General features: G+C 68.7%; 22 protein-coding genes, 1 tRNA gene and 2 pseudogenes. 7 read left to right on the top strand and 18 right to left on the bottom strand.

Annotated features, from left to right (window positions below):
- Positions 1 to 82 precede the first annotated feature (82 nt).
- The 9 genes from ABZ883_RS06975 to ABZ883_RS06935 form a co-directional block, all read right to left on the bottom strand.
- Positions 83 to 385 (bottom strand): hypothetical protein, encoded by a 303-nt coding sequence (locus tag ABZ883_RS06975; RefSeq protein ID WP_360902683.1) that lies wholly within the window; start codon positions 383 to 385, stop codon positions 83 to 85.
- Positions 382 to 600, bottom strand: a complete 219-nt coding sequence (locus ABZ883_RS06970; protein ID WP_360902680.1) for a hypothetical protein — start codon at positions 598 to 600, stop codon at positions 382 to 384. Before ABZ883_RS06970 ends, ABZ883_RS06975 begins: the two co-directional genes overlap by 4 nt.
- Positions 601 to 611: 11 nt before the next feature.
- A complete protein-coding gene (locus ABZ883_RS06965) occupies positions 612 to 803 on the bottom strand; it encodes a hypothetical protein (protein WP_360902677.1) in 192 nt (63 codons plus the stop codon).
- Between the two features lie 16 nt (positions 804 to 819).
- On the bottom strand, positions 820 to 1071 hold the full coding sequence (locus ABZ883_RS06960; protein ID WP_360902674.1) for a hypothetical protein: 252 nt from the start codon (positions 1069 to 1071) through the stop codon (positions 820 to 822).
- A gap of 140 nt (positions 1072 to 1211) precedes the next feature.
- Positions 1212 to 3452, bottom strand: coding sequence for a cell division protein FtsK (locus ABZ883_RS06955; RefSeq protein WP_360902671.1), 2241 nt, complete (start codon positions 3450 to 3452; stop codon positions 1212 to 1214).
- 90 nt (positions 3453 to 3542) lie between these two features.
- Complete coding sequence (locus tag ABZ883_RS06950; RefSeq protein ID WP_360902668.1) at positions 3543 to 3929, bottom strand: RRQRL motif-containing zinc-binding protein; 387 nt, start codon at positions 3927 to 3929, stop codon at positions 3543 to 3545.
- Positions 3929 to 4552 carry a GGDEF domain-containing protein gene (locus tag ABZ883_RS06945; RefSeq protein WP_360902665.1) on the bottom strand — a complete coding sequence of 208 codons (624 nt, stop codon included), beginning with the start codon at positions 4550 to 4552 and terminating at the stop codon, positions 3929 to 3931. Before ABZ883_RS06945 ends, ABZ883_RS06950 begins: the two co-directional genes overlap by 1 nt.
- Positions 4549 to 5508, bottom strand: a complete 960-nt coding sequence (locus ABZ883_RS06940) for a DUF2637 domain-containing protein (protein WP_360902662.1) — start codon at positions 5506 to 5508, stop codon at positions 4549 to 4551. The genes ABZ883_RS06945 and ABZ883_RS06940 overlap by 4 nt, the downstream gene beginning before the upstream one ends.
- Positions 5505 to 5804 carry a hypothetical protein gene (locus tag ABZ883_RS06935; RefSeq protein WP_360902659.1) on the bottom strand — a complete coding sequence of 100 codons (300 nt, stop codon included), beginning with the start codon at positions 5802 to 5804 and terminating at the stop codon, positions 5505 to 5507. Before ABZ883_RS06935 ends, ABZ883_RS06940 begins: the two co-directional genes overlap by 4 nt.
- Before the next feature lie 574 nt (positions 5805 to 6378).
- Here ABZ883_RS06935 and ABZ883_RS06930 point away from each other — a divergent pair.
- The gene (locus ABZ883_RS06930; protein ID WP_360902656.1) at positions 6379 to 7758 is read left to right on the top strand and encodes a hypothetical protein; all 1380 of its coding nucleotides are present in this window, start codon (positions 6379 to 6381) and stop codon (positions 7756 to 7758) included.
- Here ABZ883_RS06930 and ABZ883_RS06925 read toward each other — a convergent pair.
- Complete coding sequence (locus ABZ883_RS06925; protein ID WP_360902653.1) at positions 7755 to 8657, bottom strand: aminoglycoside phosphotransferase family protein; 903 nt, start codon at positions 8655 to 8657, stop codon at positions 7755 to 7757. The two genes, ABZ883_RS06930 and ABZ883_RS06925, sit on opposite strands and share 4 nt — an antisense overlap.
- Positions 8654 to 9109, bottom strand: coding sequence for a GntR family transcriptional regulator (locus ABZ883_RS06920; protein WP_360902650.1), 456 nt, complete (start codon positions 9107 to 9109; stop codon positions 8654 to 8656). Before ABZ883_RS06920 ends, ABZ883_RS06925 begins: the two co-directional genes overlap by 4 nt.
- 432 nt (positions 9110 to 9541) lie before the next feature.
- Between ABZ883_RS06920 and ABZ883_RS06915 the strand changes: the two genes are divergently transcribed.
- Together ABZ883_RS06915 and ABZ883_RS06910 are read left to right on the top strand one after the other, a co-directional pair.
- Entirely contained in the window at positions 9542 to 10393 is an 852-nt protein-coding gene (locus ABZ883_RS06915; RefSeq protein ID WP_360902647.1) for a hypothetical protein, read from the top strand.
- Positions 10394 to 10539: 146 nt separating this feature from the next.
- Positions 10540 to 11157 carry a hypothetical protein gene (locus tag ABZ883_RS06910; protein ID WP_360902644.1) on the top strand — a complete coding sequence of 206 codons (618 nt, stop codon included), beginning with the start codon at positions 10540 to 10542 and terminating at the stop codon, positions 11155 to 11157.
- 134 nt (positions 11158 to 11291) lie between these two features.
- Here the strand turns inward: ABZ883_RS06910 and tcmP are convergent, their stop codons facing one another.
- Positions 11292 to 12506 carry a three-Cys-motif partner protein TcmP gene (gene tcmP, locus ABZ883_RS06905; RefSeq protein ID WP_360902641.1) on the bottom strand — a complete coding sequence of 405 codons (1215 nt, stop codon included), beginning with the start codon at positions 12504 to 12506 and terminating at the stop codon, positions 11292 to 11294.
- A 196-nt stretch (positions 12507 to 12702) separates the two neighbouring features.
- The gene (locus ABZ883_RS06900) at positions 12703 to 13449 is read right to left on the bottom strand and encodes a phage Gp37/Gp68 family protein (protein WP_360902638.1); all 747 of its coding nucleotides are present in this window, start codon (positions 13447 to 13449) and stop codon (positions 12703 to 12705) included.
- Positions 13450 to 14143: 694 nt separating this feature from the next.
- Between ABZ883_RS06900 and ABZ883_RS06895 the strand changes: the two genes are divergently transcribed.
- Positions 14144 to 14941 carry a hypothetical protein gene (locus tag ABZ883_RS06895; protein ID WP_360902635.1) on the top strand — a complete coding sequence of 266 codons (798 nt, stop codon included), beginning with the start codon at positions 14144 to 14146 and terminating at the stop codon, positions 14939 to 14941.
- A 51-nt stretch (positions 14942 to 14992) separates the two neighbouring features.
- On the opposite strand, the pseudogene ABZ883_RS06890 reads toward ABZ883_RS06895, so the two are convergent.
- Both ABZ883_RS06890 and ABZ883_RS06885 read right to left on the bottom strand, forming a co-directional pair.
- Positions 14993 to 15284: pseudogene (locus tag ABZ883_RS06890) on the bottom strand (site-specific integrase); the annotation flags it as partial.
- 116 nt (positions 15285 to 15400) lie between these two features.
- Positions 15401 to 17446 carry a PA14 domain-containing protein gene (locus ABZ883_RS06885; protein WP_360902632.1) on the bottom strand — a complete coding sequence of 682 codons (2046 nt, stop codon included), beginning with the start codon at positions 17444 to 17446 and terminating at the stop codon, positions 15401 to 15403.
- Positions 17447 to 17677: 231 nt separating this feature from the next.
- On the opposite strand from ABZ883_RS06885, the gene ABZ883_RS06880 reads away from it, so the two are divergent.
- Positions 17678 to 17761: transfer RNA gene (locus ABZ883_RS06880), tRNA-OTHER, on the top strand.
- 20 nt (positions 17762 to 17781) lie between these two features.
- Here ABZ883_RS06880 and ABZ883_RS06875 read toward each other — a convergent pair.
- Positions 17782 to 18393, bottom strand: a pseudogene (locus ABZ883_RS06875) (dihydrofolate reductase family protein); the annotation flags it as partial.
- 127 nt (positions 18394 to 18520) lie between these two features.
- Here ABZ883_RS06875 and ABZ883_RS06870 point away from each other — a divergent pair.
- Positions 18521 to 19456: a hypothetical protein gene (locus ABZ883_RS06870; protein WP_360902629.1), complete on the top strand. Its 936-nt coding sequence runs from the start codon at positions 18521 to 18523 to the stop codon at positions 19454 to 19456.
- A 70-nt stretch (positions 19457 to 19526) separates the two neighbouring features.
- A complete protein-coding gene (locus tag ABZ883_RS06865; RefSeq protein WP_360902626.1) occupies positions 19527 to 21488 on the top strand; it encodes a prolyl oligopeptidase family serine peptidase in 1962 nt (653 codons plus the stop codon).
- A gap of 33 nt (positions 21489 to 21521) precedes the next feature.
- Here the strand turns inward: ABZ883_RS06865 and ABZ883_RS06860 are convergent, their stop codons facing one another.
- Both ABZ883_RS06860 and ABZ883_RS06855 read right to left on the bottom strand, forming a co-directional pair.
- A complete protein-coding gene (locus ABZ883_RS06860) occupies positions 21522 to 22304 on the bottom strand; it encodes a hypothetical protein (protein WP_360902623.1) in 783 nt (260 codons plus the stop codon).
- Positions 22301 to 22864, bottom strand: a complete 564-nt coding sequence (locus ABZ883_RS06855; RefSeq protein ID WP_360902620.1) for a SigE family RNA polymerase sigma factor — start codon at positions 22862 to 22864, stop codon at positions 22301 to 22303. Before ABZ883_RS06855 ends, ABZ883_RS06860 begins: the two co-directional genes overlap by 4 nt.
- Positions 22865 to 22895: the final 31 nt, after the last annotated feature.

Genomic DNA, 22895 nt, shown 5'->3' with positions numbered 1-22895 from the left:
TGGATGTCTCCAGTTCTGTGAAGAGGACTGAGGCGGAGCGGGCCGCGAATCTTTGGCCAGAGGGCGGCCCGCTCCGGCGCGTCTAGGCCGCGCGGCGGTGAGTGGGGAAGGCGATTACCGTCGCGCCGCCGCCGTCGCTGGCGGGGCCGGGGCCGGGGCCGGTGGTGCCGGTGCCGGGGCCGGTGGTGGGGAGGCCGGGGCCGATGTCGTAGTTGCCGCCGTCCGGCGGGCCACCGGGCCCGGCGGTGGTAGGGCGGTGTTCGGCGAGAACCGCGGCGGCGTCGTCCAGGGCGGCGCGCTGCCGGCGGCCGGTGACGAACAGGACGGGTGCGGCAATGGCGGCGGGTCCGGCGAGGACCGCGGCGGCGATCAGGTCCGGGTTCACGGCGCGTCCCCCTTCGGGGTGTTGAGGAGTTCGGCGAGGGTGCCCCCGAGGGCGTTCAGGCGGGCTTGGATGGCGTGCCAGGACTCGGGGTCGATGCTCATCAGCCCGTAGAGGGCAGCGGCGGTGTCGCCGCGGTGGTGGGCGTCGATGGCGTCGCGCAGGTCGCCGGCGGCCGTGAGGCTAATACGCCCCATGATGGGCGGTGTGGTGGCCATGTCGGTTTCTCCTAGCGGAGGTTGGCGAGGCTGTCGGCGAGGGCTGTGCACAGGTTGTGGATGGGGCCGTAGGCGCCGGTTCCGGCGGTGAAGAACCCGAACAGGAACAGCACGACGGCGGCGCCACCGTTGGCGGCCTTGCTGCGGACGGTGAAGTACGCGGTGATGCCGAGCAGCAGCACCGCGGAGACGGTCAGGACCACGGGGTCTCCGTTCGGGTCAGCGGGTGCCGTCGCGGTGGATGGCGCGGGCGAGGTTGTACAGGTGGCGGCCGGTGCGTATGCGGATGCCGTGGCCTTTGCAGGGGCGGCAGGTCTTGCCGCGCTGGGGCCGTCCCTTGCGGTCGGTCGAGGTGGCGAAGCCGAAGCCGTTGCAGTGCCGGCAGCGTGCGAACGGCTGAGCAGCACACACGCCGGCGTAACCGAGCGTGACGGCGAGCAGGAGTGCGATAGTGAGCAGGGGGAGGGTCACAGGGTGTCTCCAGGCGTGTTTTCGGGGTTTTCGCAGGCGGGGCCGCTAACGGCTAGCGTCCTGATCAGATAGGGCGCGGGGTGCTAGCGGGACCTCTAGCGCTAGAGGGTTGGGGCTCTAGCGCTAGAGGTCCCGGTGGGTCAGCCCGCGGACCGCTTCCGGTCACGCTCCGCAATCGCGGCGGCGATGTGGGCGCGTTCGAAGCCGGTTCGGTTGACGGTCTTGCCGTTGATCCGGCGGGCGACCTGCCCGGTGGACACACCGTGGGGCTTGAGCGCGGTGGTGAGCTGGCGGGCCTTGTCGGCCGGCTCCATCTCGCCCCACGGCCCGTACAGCTCGGGCCGCAGTTCGGCGAGCCGGTCGACGGCCACGTCGTTCCACACCTTGGCCTCGCCGGAGGGGACGACGGCGAGCACGTCGTCCAGCAGGGTGTCCGCCGCCTCCCGCCGCTCCGGCGCCTGGCCGGCGGCGAGGCCGGTGAGGGTGCCGGCGTTGCTGCGGGCGGTGCGGGCCCGCTCGCAGATCCGGTCGGCTGCGGGGTTGTCGAGGTAGTAGGTGCGGACGATCTGCGGGTCGTCGGTGGCGCCGGCGAGGTAGCCGATGCCTTTGTCGGACTTGGTGAACGTGGTCGCCCGGATGCCGTTCTTGTAGGCGGAGGTGCCCAGGATCATGTCGTTCTCGATCTGGCCCATGACCCGCAGGCAGAACCGGGTACCGACGTTCGCGCTGATCGACGTCGGGAGACTGTCCTTGTCGGGGCGCTGCGTGGCCAGCAGCAGGATGACGCCGAGGGCCCGGCCGCGCTTGATGATGCCGGTGCACAGCGCGCCGGCTTCCTTGCCGTACTCGGGGTGGGAGAAGAGTTCCTGGCACTCGTCTATCGCCAGGACCAGCGGATGCAAGCCCAGCGAGCGCACCGCGGCGAGGTCGGGGGTGACCTTGTTCTCCGGGCACTTGTCCTTCGGCAGCGAACTGATCACCTTCGCGCGTCGTTCCAGGTCGCCGTAGACGTAGCGGATGGAGTCCAGCGCCGCCGCGGCGGTGGCGTCGTCGGGACCGGAGCCGTAGTCGGCCGCGACCCGGGCCAGCGGCTCCAGGTCGCCGGTGCCCTTCAACTCCCACACCAGCAGTTCCGCGAGCGGGTCCAGCGCGGCGGCGAGCAGCGGCAGGCGCAGGGAGAACGTCTTGCCCATGCCGGGCATGGCGCCGATGAGGACGTTGTCGTACATCAGCGTCATGTCGACGGGCCGGCCGCGCTGGTCCAGGCCGAACGGCACGGGCTTGAACAGGGACACCGCGCCAGCCTTGGCCAGCGGACCGGCCACCGGGGGCAGCTTGTTCAGCGCCTTGTCCCCGACCCACAGCATCATCCGCCCGGCGTGCTCATCCGCGACAGGCTCCGGCCACACGCAGCCCAGCGGGCGGCGCAGGCCGGAGGCGAGCCGGTCCCGCCGGTCGAGGATGTCCGTCACCGTCACCCCGTAGGGCAGGTCCACGTCGGCGCGCCATCCGGGGCCATCGCGGGTGATCGGTGCGGGGAAGCGGATGCCCTCGCCCCCCTTGCCGAGTGCCTTGTTCACCTCGGCGATCCCGAGTGCCCCGAGGGCGCGTTCCACGACGGTGGAGGTGAGGCGTTCCACCTCGGTGGCGACCACGGCACGGGAGACGACGGGCTTGTCGGCCGGTGCTCCGGCGAACCCGAACACCGTCACGAGCGCTGAGACGGCCACGGCGAGGATCCAGGTCGGGGCCAGCACCCACAGCGCGAGCGCCAGGATCGGGCCGACGATCGCGGCGAGGGTGAACAGGATGCCGCGCAGCTTCACCCGCCGGTCCCGCTGCCGGGACAGATTCAGGTACTCCCCGGCGTCCTCACGGCGGGCCGCGGCCCGCCGCAGCGGATCGCCTTCCGCGTCGGAGACCCAGCGCAGGGAGGCGCCGACGAACTTGGCGAACCCCACCGGGGCGCGGGCGGTCAGCACTGCCGCGTACCAGGGCACCCGCACTGCGTGGAACGCCGCACTGTGTCCGGCATATCCGGCCAGCCACCCGGCCGCGTTCACGAACTCCGGACGCGAGGTCGCCCACCCGGGCAGCACCGGCCGCCGCCGCGCACCCCGCACCCGGTCCATCACGCCCGGACCGGTCGGCCCCGGGGCGTCCACCAGAGTCGGCCCACCGTCGTCCGACGCGTCACCGGACCGCCAGGCGTCCGGGTCGGCCATCTCGTCGGCCGACGCGTCGGTGTGGGAGTCGGGTTGCGGGTCGGCCGACTCGCGGGCGGCGCGGGCCTTGTCCAGGTCCACCACCTCGCCGCCGAAGTCGGACGACAGGTCGGCTTCCAGCCGCTTGAAGAAGTCGTTCTCGTCCTCGTGCTTCACTGTGGTTCCTTCCAGAAATGGCAGGGGAAGCGGGTCCGGCCGACGCTGTGAGAGGTTGAGCGGTCGGACCCGCGGGAGCTTTCCGCCCGTTCAGGCGGCGCGCTGTTCCTCGGGGTAGGCGCAGGGCACACACGTGCCGAGTGAGCCGGGGATGACGTATCCGGCGTCGGCTCGGCACTGCGGGCAGGTGCGGCGGGCGGTCATCGCCGCAGCGAGCGCCCACCACTTCGCCGGCGTCATCGGCCGGACGGGCTTGGCAAGGTCGATCCGGTACAGGTAGGCGATCAGCACGCCAGCTTTCCGCCGCCGTGCCTGTCGCATGAGCTGTGCCGCTATCGGCTGGCCGCCCGGCCGCAACCCTTTGCTTCGGAGTTGGCGGCGGGTGGCCATGCCTTCCGGGGCGAGGCACCACGGGTAGGTGGGTATCCCCCATTGGGCGCCGGTCGGGTCGTAGCACTTGCCGAACGCCGGAGACATCACGCCACCGCTCCGCGGCGCCCGGAACGGCGGCCGGCCACGGTGGCGAACAGCCGCCCGATCCCCGCCCGCCGCACACCGGCGCGGGCACGCTTGGCCGCGTACATCGCTTCATCGGCCCGGCGCAGCAGCTCCGGCAGGCCCTCGCCGGGGAAGTCCGCGACCCTCGCCCAGCCCAGCGAGACGGTGGTGTGCACTGCCGGGTCCAGGCCCTCAGCGGGCCGGGCGAGCACCGAGCCGAGTACGGCGAGCATGTCGTCTGCCATGCCGTGCCGGTCGATCACCACCGCGGCGAACTCATCGCCCCCGAGCCTGCCCGCCACCCCCGTAGGGCCGGTGTAGTGGGCAAGGCGGCCGGCGGTCGCCCGCAGCAGCGCATCCCCGGCGGCGTGCCCGTGGGTGTCGTTGACGTCCTTGAAGTGATCCACGTCGGCAAGGACCACCACCGCCCGCGGGTCGCGCAGCAGCACCGCGGCGCGGCGGGCGAAGCCCTCGCGGGTCCACAGGCCGGTCAGCGGGTCACGGCGGGCCGACTCCAGCCGCCGCCGCAGCCACCACAGGTGCACCGACCACCCCGCGACCAGCGGACCACCGGCCACCACGGCGGCAATCAGGGCACTCATGCGGCCACCGCCTCAGGCTCACTTGCGCCACCCTCGCGTTCGGCGCGCAGTGCCTCGCGGGCCGTACGGGCGTGGGCGGCGCCGCACTGGACGGCTTGCCGGATGCGGTCGGCCGTCAGGTGCTCTACCGGCCAACTGGCCGTCACCTTGCGGGCCTCGCTCAGCACGTCATCGACGCTCCGGCGGGCTGGCTTGGACGCCGGCTTCCCCGGGCGCTTGCGCGGTGCAGGCTTCGGCCCGGACGGAGCCACCGGCTCAGCAGCCGCGGCAGCGGGGATGGGTGCCGGGTCGGTGTCGGCCGGGGCCGTCTCGCCGAGCCTGAGCAGTACCCGCGTACGCCGGTCCGTCTTGGACCGCCACCGGCGGCCGTGCCGCTCCCGCAGATCCGCGCGGGCCAACTGCCGCTCCCGCTCGCGGGCGAGAGCATCACCATAGGAGGTGATCTCCCACAGCGTCATCCGCCGCCACAGTACGAAAGTGCTCACCGGGGCGAGCAGCCACCGGGACCGGCGGATCTTCTCCATCCGCTTGCCGGTCACGGCGCCGATGCGCGCAGCGTAGACATGCGCGACGACCTCGGACAGCACCACCCACAGCAACGGCATCGTGCCGTGCGCGATCTTCGCCGACACCGAATGGCCAGCCGCGATGTTCAGCCAGCAGGTGACCAGGGTCAGCGCCCACGGCACGAACCGCACCCAACTCAGCGCGATGTCCAGGCGGGTCAGCAGCAGATTGACCACGGTGAACACTGGAATCGCCAGGTCGATGGCCAGCGGCAGCATCTCCGGCGTGGCGAAGCCCCACCGGGCTCCGGCCGCGGACACGGTGTCGAACGACATCGCCAGCCCCACACCGCCGACCCCCACCCCCAACAGCCCCGTCACCGCGACTAACAGCCGCTCCGGACCGGACAGCGGGGGAAGCACGGGCCGCTCCGTCTCCGGGGTACTCATGCCGCCACCGCCCCGTTTCGGCGCGGCCGACGGCGCGGGGCGGGCCGCGGCAGAGCCGCCGCCGCGGCGAACAGCTCCGGCGCGTACGCCTCGACCGCATCTGCCGCGACCTGGCTCAGCCGGTCCGGCAGCGTCGGGTCGTCCGCGAGGATGTCCCGAGCCGCCGCCAAACGCGCCGCCCGCTCCATCTCGCTCTCGCCCTCAACCCCCAGCCACAGATCCACCGGGGTGCCGAGCGCGAGTTCCACAAACTCAGTGGCAGTGACAGCCACATGACCAGCAACGATACTTTTCACGGGTCGTGCTCCCTTCACCAGGAACGGCCCACAGCACGGCCCCGGGGTGCGACCTGGGGCCGTGCGCCGTAGAGCGGAAGTACTTCTTCCGGCTCCCCTCAACACTGCTCGTACGAGACGAGCAGCGGAGGCAACCGGCCGCAGCCGCGAGCTGCGGAAGGTCGAGAGTGCGCGGGCCTTGCCCGGCGCTGACCGCCTTCTTTCGGCTGAGGACAGGCGGCAGATCCTCGTCCACTGTTCAGTTCTCAAAGAACGGGCGCTTCCTTCGGGTCCTGTCACCAGGGCCCTCCGGGCGCTGTGCAGGCGGCACACGCTCCACGTTGCATGGTTTGTATTACCTACCACTCAAGTTGGCAGAAGGATTCCGCGCCGTCAAGCCGTGTCCTTCGACTCGGGACCGCCGGCCTCCCGTGCCGTGGTGCTTCAACTGTGGCCAAGCGCAGCGGACTTCGGGAGCGTGTACTCGGGGGTGCACTCGTGCACTCCTCCGTGTGAACCCACTGCACACGGGCTCTGACCTGCGTAGAGTGACGGTCAGTCAAGCCGGTACTATGGCCGCGCTCTGGGGGTTCGCATGACAGGCCGGAACGCCGCACTCGCCGCGCTCATGCAGACAGCCGGCTTCTCCCACAAGTCGCTCGCCCGAGCCGTGGTGGACAGCGCAACCCGATCAGGTCAGAACGTCACCTGTGACCACACGTACGTGACCAGGTGGCTCAAGGGCTCCATCCCACGCGGCGACATGGCTCAGTTCATCTCTGACGCAATCGGACGCAAGCTGGGGCGCCAACTCACGATCGATGACATCGGGATGGGCGGCGCCGCAGTGTCCGCGGTGCGACCAGAGTTGGGGCTAGACTTCGCTGACCTGCCGCAGACTGCGGCCAAGACCGTCGCCGACCTCTGGCGCGCTGACCTGGCCGGCGCTGAAAGGCTGGTTCACTCACTGCCCGATTCCGCAGCTTGGAACTCCGCGTCCCTGCGCTGGATTGTGGCCCCGCCAGACGGAGAGCTGACGCGAACGGGTAACCGGGCGGTCGGCGCTGTAGACGTGGACATGGTGCGCTCGACGGCCCACGCGTTCAGCATGCTCGACGGGAGGTTCGGCGGTGGTCATGCCCGCCGAGCGCTAATTCAGTATTTGCATACGGATGTCCGGCCGATGCTCGGTGGGAAGTACTCCGATGCTGGGGGAAAGGCACTGCACTCGGCCGTAGCGGAAGCGCTCCTACTCGCGGGTTGGATGTCGTACGACAGCGGTCTTCATGGGATTGCTCAGCGGTACCTGATCCAAGCCTTGCGCATGACTCAGTCGGCCGGGGACAGGCTTCTCGGCGGAAGCATTCTGTCGGCAATGAGCCATCAAGCCACGTTCCTCGGGCGTTACCAGGACGCGGCAACGCTCGCCCGTGCCGCTTACACAGGTCCAGGCGGTGCCCTGGGGCCGACCATGGCCGCGCAGTTCCGCGCGATGGAGGCGCGGGCCCTGGCGCGTCTCGGAGATGAGCGAGGTTGTGACCTCGCCCTTGCGGAGGCTGAACTCAAGCTGACCCAGCGGACGGCCGACAGTGATCCGCCGTATATCGCCTACTTTGATGAAGTGGAACTCGCAGCCGAGATTGGCCACTGTTTCCGCGACCTGGGACGCTCAGCCGAAGCCGCGGAGCGGGGAGCAGGCTCCATATTTGGCGACGGCATGAACAACCGGAGCGACTTCTTCGCAACGATGGTTCGTGCTGAGTCGTATATCAACCAGGGGGAGATCGGTTGCGGGTTTCAAATCGCGTTGAGCGCCCTGCAACTCGGTGAGGGATTGAAGTCGGCACGCTGCGTTCAGTACGTCCGAGAATTTCAGGGACGCATCACGGACGGAATGAGGCGCGCTGTGGAGTTTCGCGAATTTGAAGAGCAGGCTCGCGACTTTCGTCTATGGCAAAAGACGGGGCGCTTCTAGAAGGGTGCCCAGTTTCGCCGAGAGCCACCCGAGCGTATGCTTTCCACCCGCTTCTCCACTTCCTCGGCAGCGCGTGGATTGGCGCCGGCGTTCTGCGAGAGCCAAGTAACCATGAGCAGTTCGCGGATGCTTCGGAGAACGGTGTACCCGGACCACTCCCGGACGTCGAACCCGTATCCGGCGACGAAATCGGCGTACTCAGCTTCTGTGTGCCAACCGAAGCTGTCGTAGTACATGGCGGTTTGCATAAGGTCCCACTCTCGGGGGCCCGTGACGAATCCGTCCAGGTCGATTACCTTCGGCTGGCCGCCCGCGTCATGTAGGACGTTGCCGACGTTGAAGTCCCCATGTAGATGACCTGGTGGAAGCACGAACTGGAGACGGTCGTACTCGGTCGCCAAATCGTCGGCCATGGATTGGAGGAACACGCGAGTTGGGTCCGGCATGGTGGCATGTCGCAAACGCTGCGTGACCTTGTCGAAAGGTTGAAGGGACGGGAGCAAAAAAGGTGGCGGCTCCAACTCGTGAAGCTGCAACAGTAGTACGCCCATTTCGCCGGTACTTGCGTATGCGTCTCCGTTGGCTAGACCTTCCCAGAACGTCACCGGGTGGCCCTGTACGACGATCGGCTGTTCGGCGGTCGTGACGAGTCGCGCAGCCGGATAGTCCTCGGTCACCAGCCATTCCGCTACGGCCACTTCCCTACGCACGGACATGAGCCGATCAGGACTTCGGCCGATCCGAGAGACGATCCGGCCGCCGTCGATGCGGAACACGGCATGGTCACCGAGTCGCAGCATTTCGATTCCGTCTGGATCCACGTGCGCGACCTCGCAGGCTTTACGTAGAAGGGCCTCGGCAGCGTTGGCGTCGAACTGGGTTTCTTCCGTCGTTCTCATCCTGTCTGACCCCCTTGCGCGGCTGGCAACGCGAGGACCTCGCGCCCTCGCGTCGCAGTTCCCCTGCCGATGAGTCCTTGCCCCTCCATCTGCGCGATGGCGGAGCGTACGGCAGTCCGCGATGCTCCGAACCGTTCGCACAGCTCCTTCTCAGTAGGGAAGCGATCCCCAACCGATAGCCCATCGACCCGGAGCAGCTCGGTCACCCTCTCAACGAGCGGCCGACGGTCGCCGCTCCCTGCCACGTACCATCCGGCTCCCTGCACCGACTCGATGATTTCCTCAGCCTTGAGAACCGCAAGAGCCCGTTCGATGGTGCTACGGCTCACGTTGTACGCGCTCATAAGCGCTGCTTGAGAGGGCAGCGCTTCTGTGATTACGCCTGTGTGGATCTCGTGGCGCAGTGACTCAGAGACCTGCAAGTACGTACCTCGCGGACTGGCCTGCGGCACAGCACTCCCTCTCTAGCGGGTCACGCGCGGCTACGCGCCTCGCTCTAGCTTCCCATGGTGTGGCACTGCGCAGTGGCGATGCCCAGTACGCCCCCGCTGGCTGGACACCGCCACGCCACCTCTGTCACAACTAAACTGCTCCCTCGCGCAGTTCACCTCAACCCGACACCAGAGGTCGACATGGCAACGCAGCCTCAAGCCAACGGGCAGCCAGATCCGCCCACGGGAACGTCTGACGGCCAACCAGGCCCCCCACCCTCAGTTGGCCCGCAGCCGGGCGATCCCCTGACATGGATCGCACCGTCTGACCCGGACCGAATGGCCCGCGAAGCAAATCAACTGGCACGCGAGGCAAATACGACTAGTCGAAAAGGACTTCTAATTGCCTTATGGACGCTCGTAGGTACGATAGTAGCAGCAATAATCGCTGCATTGGCCCTGATCCCGCCCTTCTTGGAGGCCAGAGACAACCACGAAGATAGGAAGGAAGAGAAGGCCATTGAGGACGGACCGGCGGTAAAAGTAACGCGCGGCGAATCGCCGATGCTCGCCTATGACTTCGCTTTCGAAAAGCCAACTTACTCCGTTTCCTCGATTGCCGATGAATCAGGATGGGGCGACGGCTTTACGTCCTGGTTGGGGAGAAACAGGGCGCGGCCGGTCGGTATTTACGCCGTTCGGATTACAGTCAAGGCGCTCAGGGATGACACGACGATCATTCAAGATTTCCGTCTCAGTGATCGGCATTGCGACAACGAGGTTGCCAACACTGTTGAGGATATTGAGCGAAACATGCATGGGACACTCGTATACCCTCCCGCTCTAGGTGGCCCTGGCGAAGATGTCAAGCGCGACGTCCTCGGCTTTCAGGTGAGCCAGTACGATGAGACGCGCGCGCGTGTCATGGCGAAGGGCTTCCCGAGGCTGGGCTCGGTTTCGAAAGGAACCGAGACTCAAATGTTCCTCCGTCATCGCTTTTCGGCGAGGGCGGTAGTGCTAGAACAAAACGACGCCCGAACGTTCGATATCTACTTTGGATCAGCCCTCGACTGCACATTTGGGCTCGAAATGAACATCACATCAGGCGACGAGGATGACTGGGTGAAAATTCCCATCAATGTAACCTGGTGGAAAGGGGAAGGCGCCGCCATTGCGGGCCCCGACGAGCCTTACGACACACTTGTTCGCCCAAAGGTGGACGGGTCTGGAATGGAGCTGGGGAATGCGATGCGAGAGGGTGGTGTTCCTGGCGTCAGTTTTATGGTTGACGACGTAAGTCCGTGACGCCACGGCCGCCACCGTTCACCCCCAGTCGGTGCTCCTCCGAGCCCGCCGTGTCCCCTCCCCGCGGATCAATGTACGGTCATGGGCACAGTTGGGAAGGCGTGCGGTAACCGGGCTTGCGGCCGGCCGACGGGCGCAAGGACATCATGTCCACGCTGCTGCACTGCCTCGTTGGTGAACGCCAACCGGGGCGTGCTAAACCATTCGTCATGGATCAAGGCATGGCCGCACTAATTGCTGGTGTTGCAGGCATGGTAGGCGCCCTGGGCGGAGCTGTGGCTGGTGGAATCGCGGCGGTCCGAGGGGCGCGGATTGGAGCGGAAAGGACTGCCGAAGCCACGCGGCAACAGGTGCAGGATCAGGCGGCGGCTGAGCATGGTCACTGGCTCCGTGAGCAGCGAAGGGACGCTTACGCGTCTTTCATTGCGGCCACCCAAGCTGTCACCGATGCGGCAAAAGCGGTGACCGCCATGGAGTATGAGCAACTGATGGGCTTTAACCGCTCGGTCCAGGAGCTCGTCAAGGTAAGCAGCCTCATAACGCTGATGGGCCCCGAGAGCATGGTTAGCGCTGCCGGGCGCACTATCTATGCTGCAGAAGCTTTCAGGCAAGCAATGTGGGATGAGTCGCGGGTGCGAGATCCCACCATTCAGGAATCACACGAGGCGTCGGAGCGTACCGATGAGGCATCGGACGCCTTCAACGAAATGGCATTCCGATTTGTAACGGCAGCCCAAGATGTCGTGAGCAATCTGCGTCAGTAGTTTTTTAATCCCGAGTAAGTCTATAGCTCACCGTGATTGAGTTACCCCTAGTGTCGAGCGTTGGGCTACCCGCTCAGTGAGCGGGTAGCCCAACCGCCTGATGGTGCATCTGCTGCCGCAGCCTGCGTAACCCATCACGGGGGAGTGATGCGGAGCTCTCTGACGTCGCCGACTCCCTTGCAGCCAGTCTTGCCCTCCTTGTAGAGGTCTTTAACGGCGGCTCGGATGTGTTTCTCTCTTGCCTCACCCAACACGCCCGCCAGAACCTCAGCCTGCCGATCGCCGATGGAGAACACGCCTAGTTGCTTCTGTAGATCTTCGATGTTCTGCCGGATCCGGTTAACCCACCGCTTGGCCCGCTCTGCTTCTTCTTCATCGAACGTATCGGCAGCGTCGAAGAGCATGTCCTCGTTGCGCGGGGGCAGGCAGGCGCGACGCCATTCGACTTGGGCGAGGCTGGCCGCTTCACCGAAGAGCCAGAGGCCGTCCCGGTGCCGGCTGAAGTGGACGAGGTGGTAGGCGATCTGGTGGTGCGCGCGGTTGCGCACTTCGATGGTCCAGTAGCCCGCTCCCACGGCTTTTCCGACGCGGCTTGCGAAGCCGTCGGCTATGCGCTCAACTGCCTCGGCTGGATCTCGTGAAGTCCTGTACTCGTCCCTCCACCATGGGCCGCCACAGGCAACGTCCATCGCTTGCAGGGTGGCGGGCTTGGAGGGAGTGTCCTTAGGACTGGTGAGTAGTCCGCCGATACGTCGCACGGCGTTCGCGTTGAAGTTGAGTAGAACCTCGGTGGCGAGGCGCCCTGTAGCCCAGCCTCGCGAACCAAAGAGGTGCTTGGTGAGAGCGTCGAAGCTCAGCCCCAGACCGAAGGGGTCGAGAAAGGCGAACAGTGGTGCCCCCTGCGCCCTGTCGAGCACTTCGTCTAGGTGCTTCTCGACGCGTCCCCGGAGCGCGTAGGCGCTGAGGCCTTGCCCCCGAGCCTCCTCGACCAGGGTTGACAGAGACCGATAGCTCTTGCGTCCTCGTTCGATGAAGAAGCAGTCGAGCTGTCGAAAGTCGGCAATGCGCGCTGCCGAGTTCAGGATGAGTGAGGGGGAGCCAGGGGTGCCATCTTCGTAGCGGCCGGGTCCGGCGTAGCCGTCCACGTACACCACACGGCCCCCGGGTGAGTACCTTCCGACCTTGCTAGCGAAGGGCACCACGTACTGCTTGAGGATCGCATGTTTCAGAACAGCGGCGGCCTTCTTGCTGACGAAAAAGGGGCTGCTGCTGTCTAGTTCCTTCTCTCCTGCACTCTCACCGCTTAGATCTAGTACTGGATCGTCGAAGATTTCATCCGATTCGTCCAATTTCCCGCCCCCAGGATGTGTCCGATGATGCAGCCAGACGGTCACCCTTGCCGGAGGGTTCCGCCAGGGGCTACGGCTTGGCTGAGTCGCCTTGGAGAACCGACGCGGCGTTGCTTGCGGCAGCCTCTGCGGCGACCCCATGACCATGCCCATGCGCTCAGCGGATGAATCCTGAGGGGGTAGAGAACGCGGTGCGCTACACCGCTGTTGGGAGGGGCATCTGGTCCCAGGTGCGGCCCCCAAGTTCCCTTCCGCCAGCCTTCGGTGTGCGGCCGCCCCACTGCTTGAAGAAGAACGGCACGCTGGCTGCCTGGCAGATGTCGCGGATGTCGGTCGCCCATGATTCGTCTAGCGCCCGGTGGCGAGGCCCGGACTCGCCGCCAGCGATGACCCAGTGGATGCCGTCGAGGTTCAGGCCAGGCAGCGGGCCGAGAAGCGGCTCGCAGGACAGGAATCGCACTGCGGCTGGAACCTGCCGGAGATCATCCACACGTGACAGCTCAGCTTCTGACTCCACCGAAACGCCCATCCATACGTTCGCCGGCCAGTCCAGCTTCGGTGCGAGGAGCCTCAACCTTCGGGCCCGCTTGGTCAACACCTGGTAAGTGTGCTGTGGCGTGCTGGACATGACCTGGAAGACCTGTTGAACAAACGCCAGGGGAACCCGAGCGTGGAAGAGGTCAGACATTGAGTTCACGAACACCACCCGAGGACTTTTCCAGCCGTAGGGGATGTTTAGGGCATCTGGGTGCAGAGTGACATCGAAGCCAGGACCAGAGGTCCGGGAATCCCCGTCATTTTGGTACTTTGCCGCGCCCATGGCTTTCAGCCGCTTCGCCAGGGTGAGGGCGTAGCAGTTGTCGCATCCGGGGGAGATCCGATCGCAGCCCGTCGTGGGATTCCACGTTGCCTCAGTCCACTCGATCGTGCTGCGGTCACTCACGGGGCACCCCTCCGTATCCGGCAACCCGCTCGCATGGGCGGGTGCGACCTGCTGCATGCCCAACGAGCTGTCACGCCGCCGGACACAACATCCAACCACCGCTCCGTCTGCAGGTGTTGGCAAAACACTTAATAGAACCTACGTTCCCATCCTGGGTTGGCGGCACTCCAGTTGCGCGCAAGTGAACCTGACGATCCGTGTTCCTCTCCGCGGCTGCCATCGGAGTGCCGGGTGCGTTGCTGATGCGTGCGGCCGGGCCGGGGTTGAATGCCGGGGTAGGAGAGACCTCGTTATCCTGCGCTTTGCCCAGCGCCGGGGCGCCACCGCCGACAGGTACCGGGCTGGTGGCGACCCGTTTCCCCCAGGTGTCCCCCGGCAGGGGGTTCAGTGCGGGAATCCGCAGGCCATGAGGGATAGGAAAGGCCCACTGTAAATCCGTCGGCTTAGCCTACCCAGGTTCGAATCCTGGCGCCGCCACAGTGGAAACACAGCCCCTGAGCTGCGGAGACGCAGAACGGGGGCTGTTTTGTTTGCTCCGGCGGGTGCGGGCCAGTGTCTCGCTCCGTCCCGTTCCCGCACGCTCTCCACCAGCAGCTGTGGACGGGGCGTGGACGGGAATTCGGCGCCCACCTGCGGCTGTGGTGCCCTTCGGCGAGCGGAGGACGTGTCGGACCTGCGTGCGACACTGCGGCCCATGTCTCCTGCTGATCTCACTCTGGATGAGTGGCGGTCCTTCGACGTATCGACCGCAACGCTCGTCGCGCGAGAGGCCGCGGACTTGGCGAACGGCCGTGTGGTCGACGTCGAGACCGTTGGGCACCTTGGCGCCCCGCTGCACCGCGTCCGGATCGAGCGGAGCGGACAGGAGTTCGCTCTGATACCCGGCGGCCCGGTGTCCCTCGGATTCGACCTCGACACTTGGCGGCCGACGCCCGAGCAGACCGCTGACTACGCCGAGAGCCTGGAACAAGGCTTCGGTTGTGGCCCTGATCTGCGGGCCCACCTCGCGCAGGTACTCAGCCCTCGCCGGAGCGCCGTCCTGGCGACGGTGCTCATGGCGGTGGAGGACGAGCATCTGACCGAACTGCCCGCCGACATGCCGGCTGCTCTCGCTGCTCGTGGCCTGCGGATGCCGAGTTCCGACGAGTGGGAGCACGCCTGCGGAGCGGGAGCGGACACCCTTTTCTGGTGGGGGAACGACTGCCCCCTCGACCGCATCCCCTACGGGGACCGCACCGGCCCACAGAACCAGGTGAACTCTTTCGGCCTGCGTATCGCCTATGACACCTATCGCGCGGAGCTGACAAGCGACGCCGTGGCGATTCACGGTGGGGACGGTGGCGAGTCGGTGTGCGGCGGGTACGGCCACATGCTTGCGTGGCTGCCCTTGGCCACCGCCAACCGCAACCCTTCCATGGTCGAGTTCGTCTACAGCCCGGACGGAGAGGACCTCTGTGAGGACTTTTCCGTCCGGCCTGTGCTCATGCTGTGAATCGTGGGCCCACTGCCACGCACCAAGCGCTTCAACTGGTCCGGGCGCAAGCAAGTCGTAGGGGCGAGCGGCCGGCGCCGACATCTGCTGTTCCGCCGTGAGTGCCGCCTTGCGGGCCCGTGCCCAGACCTCCCCGTACCCGCTCTCCTGCACCAAGCCGCCCCGGGCGGTCCGGAACAGGCGGCCGTCGGGGTCGTGCCGTACGTCTCCACGTGTTCGCGCAACATCTCGACCAGGCCCGGAGGGATCGGGACCGACCGGACTTCCTTCCTCGGCCCCGCTTCAGACCGCGCTCATCATGAGCCTTGCCGGAGTCCGTCCAGGAACTCCCCACTCGGGGCCTCGCCATGGCGTCCGCCGGAGTGGTACGTGTCGGTGGTCACCGGGGGACTGGGCGCTCGGCGTCCAGTCCCCGGCGTGGCAGGGACCGTCCGTAGCAGGTGCGCTTCGCGCGAGTGCTCAGCGGGACACTGCGACGGTCTCCCACGCGCCCGACTCGGTGCCGTCCGCGTAGAGGACCGTGATGCGGTAGTACACCGTGGTGGCGTCCGGCTGTGTCCGGTCTTGCCAGTACCAGCTGGTGCTGTCGCCCCGCGGCTCCGTGTGGATCAGGTCAAACGTCCCGCTTTGCTGGTTCCAGCGGTGGATGGCGAAGCCCGAGACCGGACTGCCGTTCTCATTTTCGGCGCTGGTGAGGTGCCAGGTGATTGTCTTGTTGGCGTCGGTACCACCGAACAGCGGTCCGCCGGTCGCGGGAGGGACGGTGGGGCGAAGGTCCAGTTCGGTGACGTCGGTGATGGCCGCACCCGTCTCGGGGGTGAGCTGGTTGCCGTACTGGTCGACGGCGACGACGGCATAGCGGACCTGCTGACCATCGGCCGCCACCTGGTCGTGGAACGTCGTCGCCTTGATCTCCCGAGGCCGCAAGGTCCAGGGGTCGATCAGCGGGGCGTACGTCCACCGGCCGTCGGCGAACGTGCCGCGCAGCACGCGGTAGTGGTCGAGGCCCGGTGCGGTGTCGGCGTCCCAGGCGAGGGTGACGCCGTTCTCCTTGGGGTCGGCGGTCAGGCCGGTGACCGGGGCGGGGGCCGTCGTGTTTCCGGACACGGTGACGATGATGCCCTGGGACGGGGTGCCCCCGTTGCCCGCGTGGTCCACCGCGACCACGCCGTAGGAGTAGGTGCCCGACGGTGGCGCCGGGTCGGTGAACGTGGTGCCCCGGACTCCCGTGCCGACCACCTCCCGCGGGCTCCCGGTACCGCGCGGCGCGACGTACCGGATGACGGTGTAGCCCGCGAAATCGTCGCTGGTCCGCTCGGAGGGGTCCCAGGTCAGAGTGACGCCCGCCTCGTCCTCCCAACCGCGCGCGTTGAGTGCGGTGTCGACCGGGCCGGTCAGGTCGCGGGTGTAGTACATCGCCGCGCCGGAGGCCGCCGACTCGTTGCCGTGCGTGTCGACGGCGGTGACCACGTAGTAGTGGATGGCGCCCGTCTGCGGTAGCGGCCCCGTGTAGCCGCCGTGCGACAAGGTGTCGCCGGTCAGTCGGTTCTCGGGGGTGAGGGCGACCGGCCGGGACGTCGAGCGATAGACGCGGTAGCCGGCCAGATCGGGCTCGGCGTTGCTGTCCCAGTAGAGGGTGATCTTGGTGGGGGAGCCGATGGCCCAGTTGTCCTCGACGCCCTTCGGGGCCGCGGGGGCGGTGCGGTCGACGGTCGTGACGCCGAAGTCGGCGGTGCCCGACGAGGTGTTGCCGGCCTTGTCGTAGGCGCGGACCTCGTAGTAGTAGACGTTGCCGTCCTTCGGGACGGTCGTGTCGGTGTACGAGGTGGACGTCGTGGTGGCGAGCGGCTTCGCCGGGAAGGAGGCGCCCTTCAACCGCCGGTACACGCGGTAGCCGGCGAGGTCCATCTCCTTGTTCTTGGCCCAGCCGACCTTCGTGGACGCGGTCGTGGCGCTGTAGGCGACGGTGGCGCCGGCCGGGGCGAGGGGTTTGACCTTGTCGACGGTTGCCGAAGTGCGGGGGGCGTAGCCGAACTTGACGTTGGCCGAGCCGGTCCAGTTGACGAAGTCGACGCGTAGGGTGTGCTTCCCGGCGGGGACGGTGACGTTGGCGGTCCTGCTCACGGTGGTCGACACGTTCTTCCACAGGTCGACCTTGCGGACGCCGTCGAGGTAGACGCGGATGCCGTCGCGGGAGGAAGCGGTGAACGTGAAGGGCCCGCCGGAACCGAAGTCGCGCGTGGTGGACCAGCGGACGCCGAAGTTGTCGGCGGGTATGCCCTTGTAGGCTGCGCGGGTGCCCCAGTTCTCGTTGACCGCGGAGTCGCAGTCCGTGCGCTTGGGGGTCCCGGAGAAGGCGGTATTCGCGTAGAACGTCCGCTTGAAGACGGGCGACGTGCAGGTCACGGCGGCGGAGGCGGGCGCGGCCGCGATGAGTAGGCCGCCCGCGGTGGCGAGTACGACGGTGGCGGCGGTGGCGACCGTCGTGCCTCTGGGTCGGTTCATGCGTTCCTTTTGGTCCTGATCGTCGGCGACAGAAGCCCTGTAGCCGAGGATCAGGACCAACGAAGAATGCTGTTGGTTGTACCTTCGGGCCCGGCAGTTCGCCTCCTGAGTGCTGCCTTCTTTGTCTGCTGCGCAGGTCGGTTGTCGGTGGGTGGCGCAAGGCTGTCGGTGTCACCCGCGAGGAGATAAATGCGGAGGCGACGCACCAGGCCCGGTGGGTACCCTGCGGGCGGTCATGCGTCGTCCAGCGGCCCAGGACACCGCACGCGGGTTCGCCCGATGCGGAAACCCCGGTTCGAATCCGGGCGGTGGCCACCTTGTCCCCGAAGCCGTCGGACGACGTCGTAGCTCACGTGCGTCGCGGTCGATGTCGGCGTGATGCCCCTTCGTACCAGCGTGCGCGGCGGGCCTCCGGTGAACAGGGGGGTTCCGGCGCCCAGGACGACGGGGGCGAGGTGCAGTGTCAGCGCGTCGACCAGGCCGGCGGCGAGGGCCGAGCCGACGGTGGCGCCGCCGCCCATGAGGACGACGTCCAGGTCCCGGCCCTGGTGCGACGATGCCGACTCCGCACGCTCACGCGCGGCGGCGACGGCGTCGGCCAGGCCGGTGGTGACGAACGTCCAGTCGAGATCGGTGAGCCGCACCGACCCCGGCGGCGAGCTCGTCACGACGACGAAGGCGGGCCTGCCGGCCTCGCCGGCGCCGTAGCCGACGTCGTCGCCCCAGCCGTTCGGGCCGTCGACCACGTCGAAGAGCCGGCGGCCCAGGACGACGGCGCCGGAGCGGGCGGTCGCCTCCCGCAGGATCCGGCGGTCGTCGGGGTCGTCGGAGAAGGCCCAGGTGTGCAGGGCCTTGCCGCCGGTGCCCAGGCCGCTGTCCGGGCCGGGGTCGGGTCCGGTGACGAACCCGTCGAGGGAGACCGAGATGTCGGCGATGATGCGCGTCATGTCGGGGCGGACCCCCTCCGCCGGCCGGACTCATCGGACCGGGAGAGCCCCCGTCGCGGTACGGTGACGTTCCGGTCCCGCAGCGAGTACCGAGGTCTCCGCATGACGCAGATCCGATCGAGCAGCCGTGGCTGACGCGGCCTCACGCGCGGAGGAGCGGGTCGCGCGCGTACGGGACGATCCGGCCGGGCGGTACGCGCTGGCGGAGGAGTTCTACCGGCTCGCGACGGGGCCCCGGCGCCGGTACGGCTGTGCCGAACTGGGCTTCATGCGCTGGTCGCTCGCCCGCGGCGTGCTCGCGCCCGAGACGCCCGGGACGTCCGAACGGCCCGGCAGTCCCTGGTGGCGCGCGGTGAACGAAGGCCTGCTGCGCGACAAGACCGAGGCCCATCTGCTGACCAGCGGGGCGGCGGCCCCGGGCACGGCTGCCAGCGCCCGCAGCGTCGAGTTCTGGGTGGACTTCATCCGCGCGCCCGGCCCCGGGCGCTGGTACCGGGCGCACAACGCGAGCATCGTCGCCGGTTATCTGCGCCACGAGGACCTGGCCGCCGCCGAGTCGCGGGTGGAGCGGTTCATGATGAACGTCGCGCTGCTCCGCGTCCTGTTCACCCACGCGATGCTGGTGCGGCCGCGACTCGCGCTCGGCCGGGCGGCCGCGTTCGGCCCCCTGCTGGCCGACCCGCGCCACCGGGCGGTGCGGATGTTCCTCGACCTCGGCCGGTCCTTCCCGCCCGACTACCCGGTGACCACGCCCGTCGACGCGACCGTCCTCGACGAGCACGCCCTCGCCCGCATGCTCGACTACGGGCTGATCGTCCCGAGGCTGCCCGCGCTCTACGCGTTCTCGGCCGAGTCGCTGGAACAGCCGCGGCTGACCGCCCTGCTGGACGACGGTGTTCCGGCCTATGTGTGGCCGCGTACGGAACGGCGGACCTGGTACGTCGGCAACACGGGCCCCCACCTGCGCGCGATCGCCCGTGCCAGCGGGGCGCGCCTGTCCTGGGAACCGTCACCCCTGGCGCCCGCGCGCCGCCGCACAGGACGAATTCGGCCAGGTCGCTGACGGCGCCACCGCCCGAACGCTAGGAAGGTCGCGTGCAGTCGGGCTGTTACGGACGGACGGAGTGGGCGAGTTGAGCGACATACCCGGGACGGCATCGGCGTCGTTGGCCGAGTTGATCGTGGACAGTGTCGCGCCGCGGTTTCCGGTGGTCTCGCCGGACGGCGGCGCGGTCGTGTACCTGGCGAGCACGGTCGGCCTCCGGGAGCGCCCGTTCACCACCCTGTGGCTGTCGGCCGTCGACGGCAGCGTGCCGCCGCGGCGGCTGACCGAAGGTGCGGGCTGGTACGGCCGTCCCCAGTGGGCACCGGATTCGGGTTCGGTGTTCTTCACCTCGGGCGGGCAGCTGCACCGCGTGTCCGTCGACGGCGGGGAGGTGGAGGCCCTGACGTCCTGGCAGGGCGGCATCGCGGGCCAGTTGCCGCTGGCCGACGGCCGGACCGTCGCCGTGGTCGCCGGGGACGAGCCCGACGCGGAGGCTGAACGCCGCGAGGCCGAGGGGGACGACGCCGTGGTGTGGGGGGAGCGGGTGGCGTGCGCGCGGCTGCGGCTGCTCGATCTCGCCAGTGGTGAACTGCGGCTGGTGGACGGGCTGGACGAGCGGCACGTCGTGCACATGGCGCAGCGGCCGGACGGCGGCCCGCTGGCGGTGGTCAGCTGGTCGGGCCCGGACACCGATCCCGGAGTGTTCACCGCCGAGCTGCATGTCGTGGATCTCGCGACGGGGGCCGTGCGGGACCTGGGCCCCGCGGGGCTCGACGCGAGCTCGCCGGCCTGGTGGGCCGCCGACGACGGCTGGCACCTGGCCTACCTGACGACCACCCCTCCCGACACCGTGGGCGGCCGCGCCGTCCTGGACGTCGCCGTTCCCGAGGCCGGTCCCGCCGCGGAGCACCGCAATCTCACGGCGGACATGGCCGTCTGCCCGACCGAACTCGTACAGGTCGCCGGCGGCCCGCCCCTGGCGCTCTTCGCCGACGGCCTGGACACCGCGCTCTTCCGGCTCGATCCCCACGACCGGCGCTTTCGGCGGCTGTCCACCCGGCAGGGCCAGGTCCACGCGCTCAGCGTGAGCCGGTCCGGTGGGACGATCGCCGTGCTGGCGGGCACGGCCCACGAGCCGAAGGACGTCCACGCCGGGCCTCCCGAGGGCCCGTTGACCCGGGTCGGGGACACCAGGCCGCACCTGCGCGAGGTCGCGTGGGGGAGCCAGGAACGGCTGTCGTACAAGGCGTCCGACGGCCTCGCCCTGGACGGACTGCTGCTCCTGCCGCCGGGCCGGAGCCGCGAGGACGGCCCGTTCCCGCTCGTCACCCTCGTGCACGGCGGCCCGTACGGGCGGTACGCCGACGAGTTCCAGTTCCACATCGACCTGCCTCCGGGGCAGTGGCTCGCGACCGCCGGTTACGCCGTCTTCCTGGCCAACCCGCGCGGCGGCGAGGGCCACGGCCACACCTTCGCGGCCATGGCTGCGGGGGCGGCGGGCGGCGCCGAGTGGACGGACATCATCGAGGGGATCGACCTGCTGATCGCGGAGGGCGTCGCCGACCCGGACCGGCTCGGGATCGGCGGCTGGAGCCACGGCGGGTACATGGCGGCGTGGGCGGTGGCGCAGTCCGACCGCTTCAAGGCCGCGGTGATGGGTGCCGGGATCAGCGACTGGGGCATGCTCGCCGCGACCGGCGAAGGGGGCCCGGCCAACGAGGCCGGCGTCAGCGGCAGCGTTGGCTGGGAAGGCCCCGGACCTCACCCCCACGACCGGGTCAGCCCCATCTCGTACGCGTCGCGGATCCGCACGCCGGTGCTGATCCTGCACGGGGAGGAGGACACCAATGTGCCCATCGGCCAGGCCGTCCTCTTCCACCGCGCGCTGCGGCACTTCGGTGTGGAGCACGAGTTCGTCACCTACCCGCGCGAGGGCCACATGATCGCCGAACGCGCGCACCAGCTCGACCTGCTCCGGCGCACCCGGGCGTGGTTCGACCGCCTGCTGGGCGGCCCCGGTCCGGCGGGCGGAAACGGCGGACCGGCCTGACCCGGTGCGCCGGAGACGTCCTCGCCGACCGGCTCAGCGCCACTCGGTGGAGTGGCCGAGCCGGTGGTCGAGGGCGTCGTACTCGTCGACCGAGGTGATCGTCTTCCCGTCGGCTATGGGAGCGGCCCAGGCGCGGTAGCCGGTGCCGGGGACGGTGACCACGAGGGCCTTGACCTGGCTGCCGTCGGAGAGGTGGACCACGCCGTAGGCGACCTCCGGCTCGGGGTTGGCGACGATCAGGCGGGTCCCGGCGACGCCCTTGTCGTGCAGGCCCCACAGGCCCGTGTTCCCGTTGGCCTGAGGGTCGTGCGTGCCGGTGACGGGCTGGCAGTCGCTCCAGGGGCCGGCCTGGTGGTCGATGCGTATGCCGCCGATGTACATGCGCTGGCACAGCAGCCCGTCGCCGGGCGCGGTGCTGCCGTCGGGGAGGACGGGCCGGGTGTAGCCCTTCGGCAGAGTGCGGTGGAACTCCAGTGCCACGGACCATGGCTGATGGTCCGTCTCCCCCTCGGCGACGCGGACGGTGACCGTGTCCGGTGTACGGGGCGTCCCCGTGGCGGTGGGGCTCGCGGTGGGGGAAGCGGTGTGCGCCGGCCCGGTCGAGGAGTGCGGACCGAGGAACGGCAGCGTCAGGGCAGCGGTGAGGACGCACGCGGCACCGGCCACCGCGGCGGCGGTCGCGGCGCGCACACGCCGCCTGCGGGTGCGCGCGACCGTCAGGATGCGTTCGACAGGTGGCGGCGAGGAGGGGTGGGCGTCGCGTGAGCGGGCGAAGGCGGCGCGCAGCCGGTCCTCCTGCCCGGGGTCGGGAGTCATCGCGCCTCCACGGGGCGGCCGGGAGGACGGGGGTGGGGTTGGGCGGGACCGGCGTCGGTGCGCAGTTTGGCCAGGGCCCGGGACGCCTGGCTCTTCACGGTGCCGACCGAGCAGCCGAGGACGTCCGCGACTTCCTCGGCGGACAGGTCCTCGCAGTACCGCAGCACCACGACCGCCCGCTGCCGTTCGGGCAGTACGGCCAGCATGCGGGTCAGGGCGTCGTTCCCCTCCACGCCGCCGACGCCCGCCCCGTCGTCGGGGACGGGGCGGGTGTCGGGCACGGAGGCGAAGAGGAGATGGGCGATCCTGCGGCGGCGGTGCCGGCTGCGGTTGGTGTTGACCAGCGCACGCCGCACGTACTGCTCGGCGGACTCGGGCCGCAGCCGGCGCCAGTGCGGGTACACCCGGGCCAGCGTCGTCTGCACCAGGTCCTCCGCCTCGTGGAAGTCGCCGGTGAGCAGGTACGCGGTGTGGGTCAGGGATCGCCAGCGGGCGGCGACGAAGCGGGAGAACTCCGCGTCGGGTCCGCTGTCGGTGGCCCTGGGGTCACGTGACTGCACGGCAGGGGCTGCCCGTCCTTCGCCTCGGGGG

This window comes from Streptomyces sp. NPDC046977, assembly GCF_040644455.1.
GTDB lineage: Bacteria > Actinomycetota > Actinomycetes > Streptomycetales > Streptomycetaceae > Actinacidiphila.
The sequence above is the reverse complement of the archived record's forward strand: the minus strand, read 5'-3'. Positions and strand labels throughout refer to the sequence as shown.

What these genes read in the sequence shown, in the direction of transcription:
- ABZ883_RS06970 (WP_360902680.1), bottom strand. Translation starts at nt 600, where the DNA reads ATGGCCACCACACCGCCCATCATGGGGCGTATTAGCCTCACGGCCGCC.
- ABZ883_RS06950 (WP_360902668.1), bottom strand. Translation starts at nt 3,929, where the DNA reads ATGTCTCCGGCGTTCGGCAAGTGCTACGACCCGACCGGCGCCCAATGG.
- ABZ883_RS06945 (WP_360902665.1), bottom strand. Translation starts at nt 4,552, where the DNA reads ATGAGTGCCCTGATTGCCGCCGTGGTGGCCGGTGGTCCGCTGGTCGCG.
- ABZ883_RS06940 (WP_360902662.1), bottom strand. Translation starts at nt 5,508, where the DNA reads ATGAGTACCCCGGAGACGGAGCGGCCCGTGCTTCCCCCGCTGTCCGGT.
- ABZ883_RS06930 (WP_360902656.1), top strand. Translation starts at nt 6,379, where the DNA reads ATGACAGGCCGGAACGCCGCACTCGCCGCGCTCATGCAGACAGCCGGC.
- ABZ883_RS06925 (WP_360902653.1), bottom strand. Translation starts at nt 8,657, where the DNA reads ATGAGAACGACGGAAGAAACCCAGTTCGACGCCAACGCTGCCGAGGCC.
- ABZ883_RS06910 (WP_360902644.1), top strand. Translation starts at nt 10,540, where the DNA reads ATGTCCACGCTGCTGCACTGCCTCGTTGGTGAACGCCAACCGGGGCGT.
- ABZ883_RS06895 (WP_360902635.1), top strand. Translation starts at nt 14,144, where the DNA reads ATGTCTCCTGCTGATCTCACTCTGGATGAGTGGCGGTCCTTCGACGTA.
- ABZ883_RS06885 (WP_360902632.1), bottom strand. Translation starts at nt 17,446, where the DNA reads ATGAACCGACCCAGAGGCACGACGGTCGCCACCGCCGCCACCGTCGTA.
- ABZ883_RS06860 (WP_360902623.1), bottom strand. Translation starts at nt 22,304, where the DNA reads ATGACTCCCGACCCCGGGCAGGAGGACCGGCTGCGCGCCGCCTTCGCC.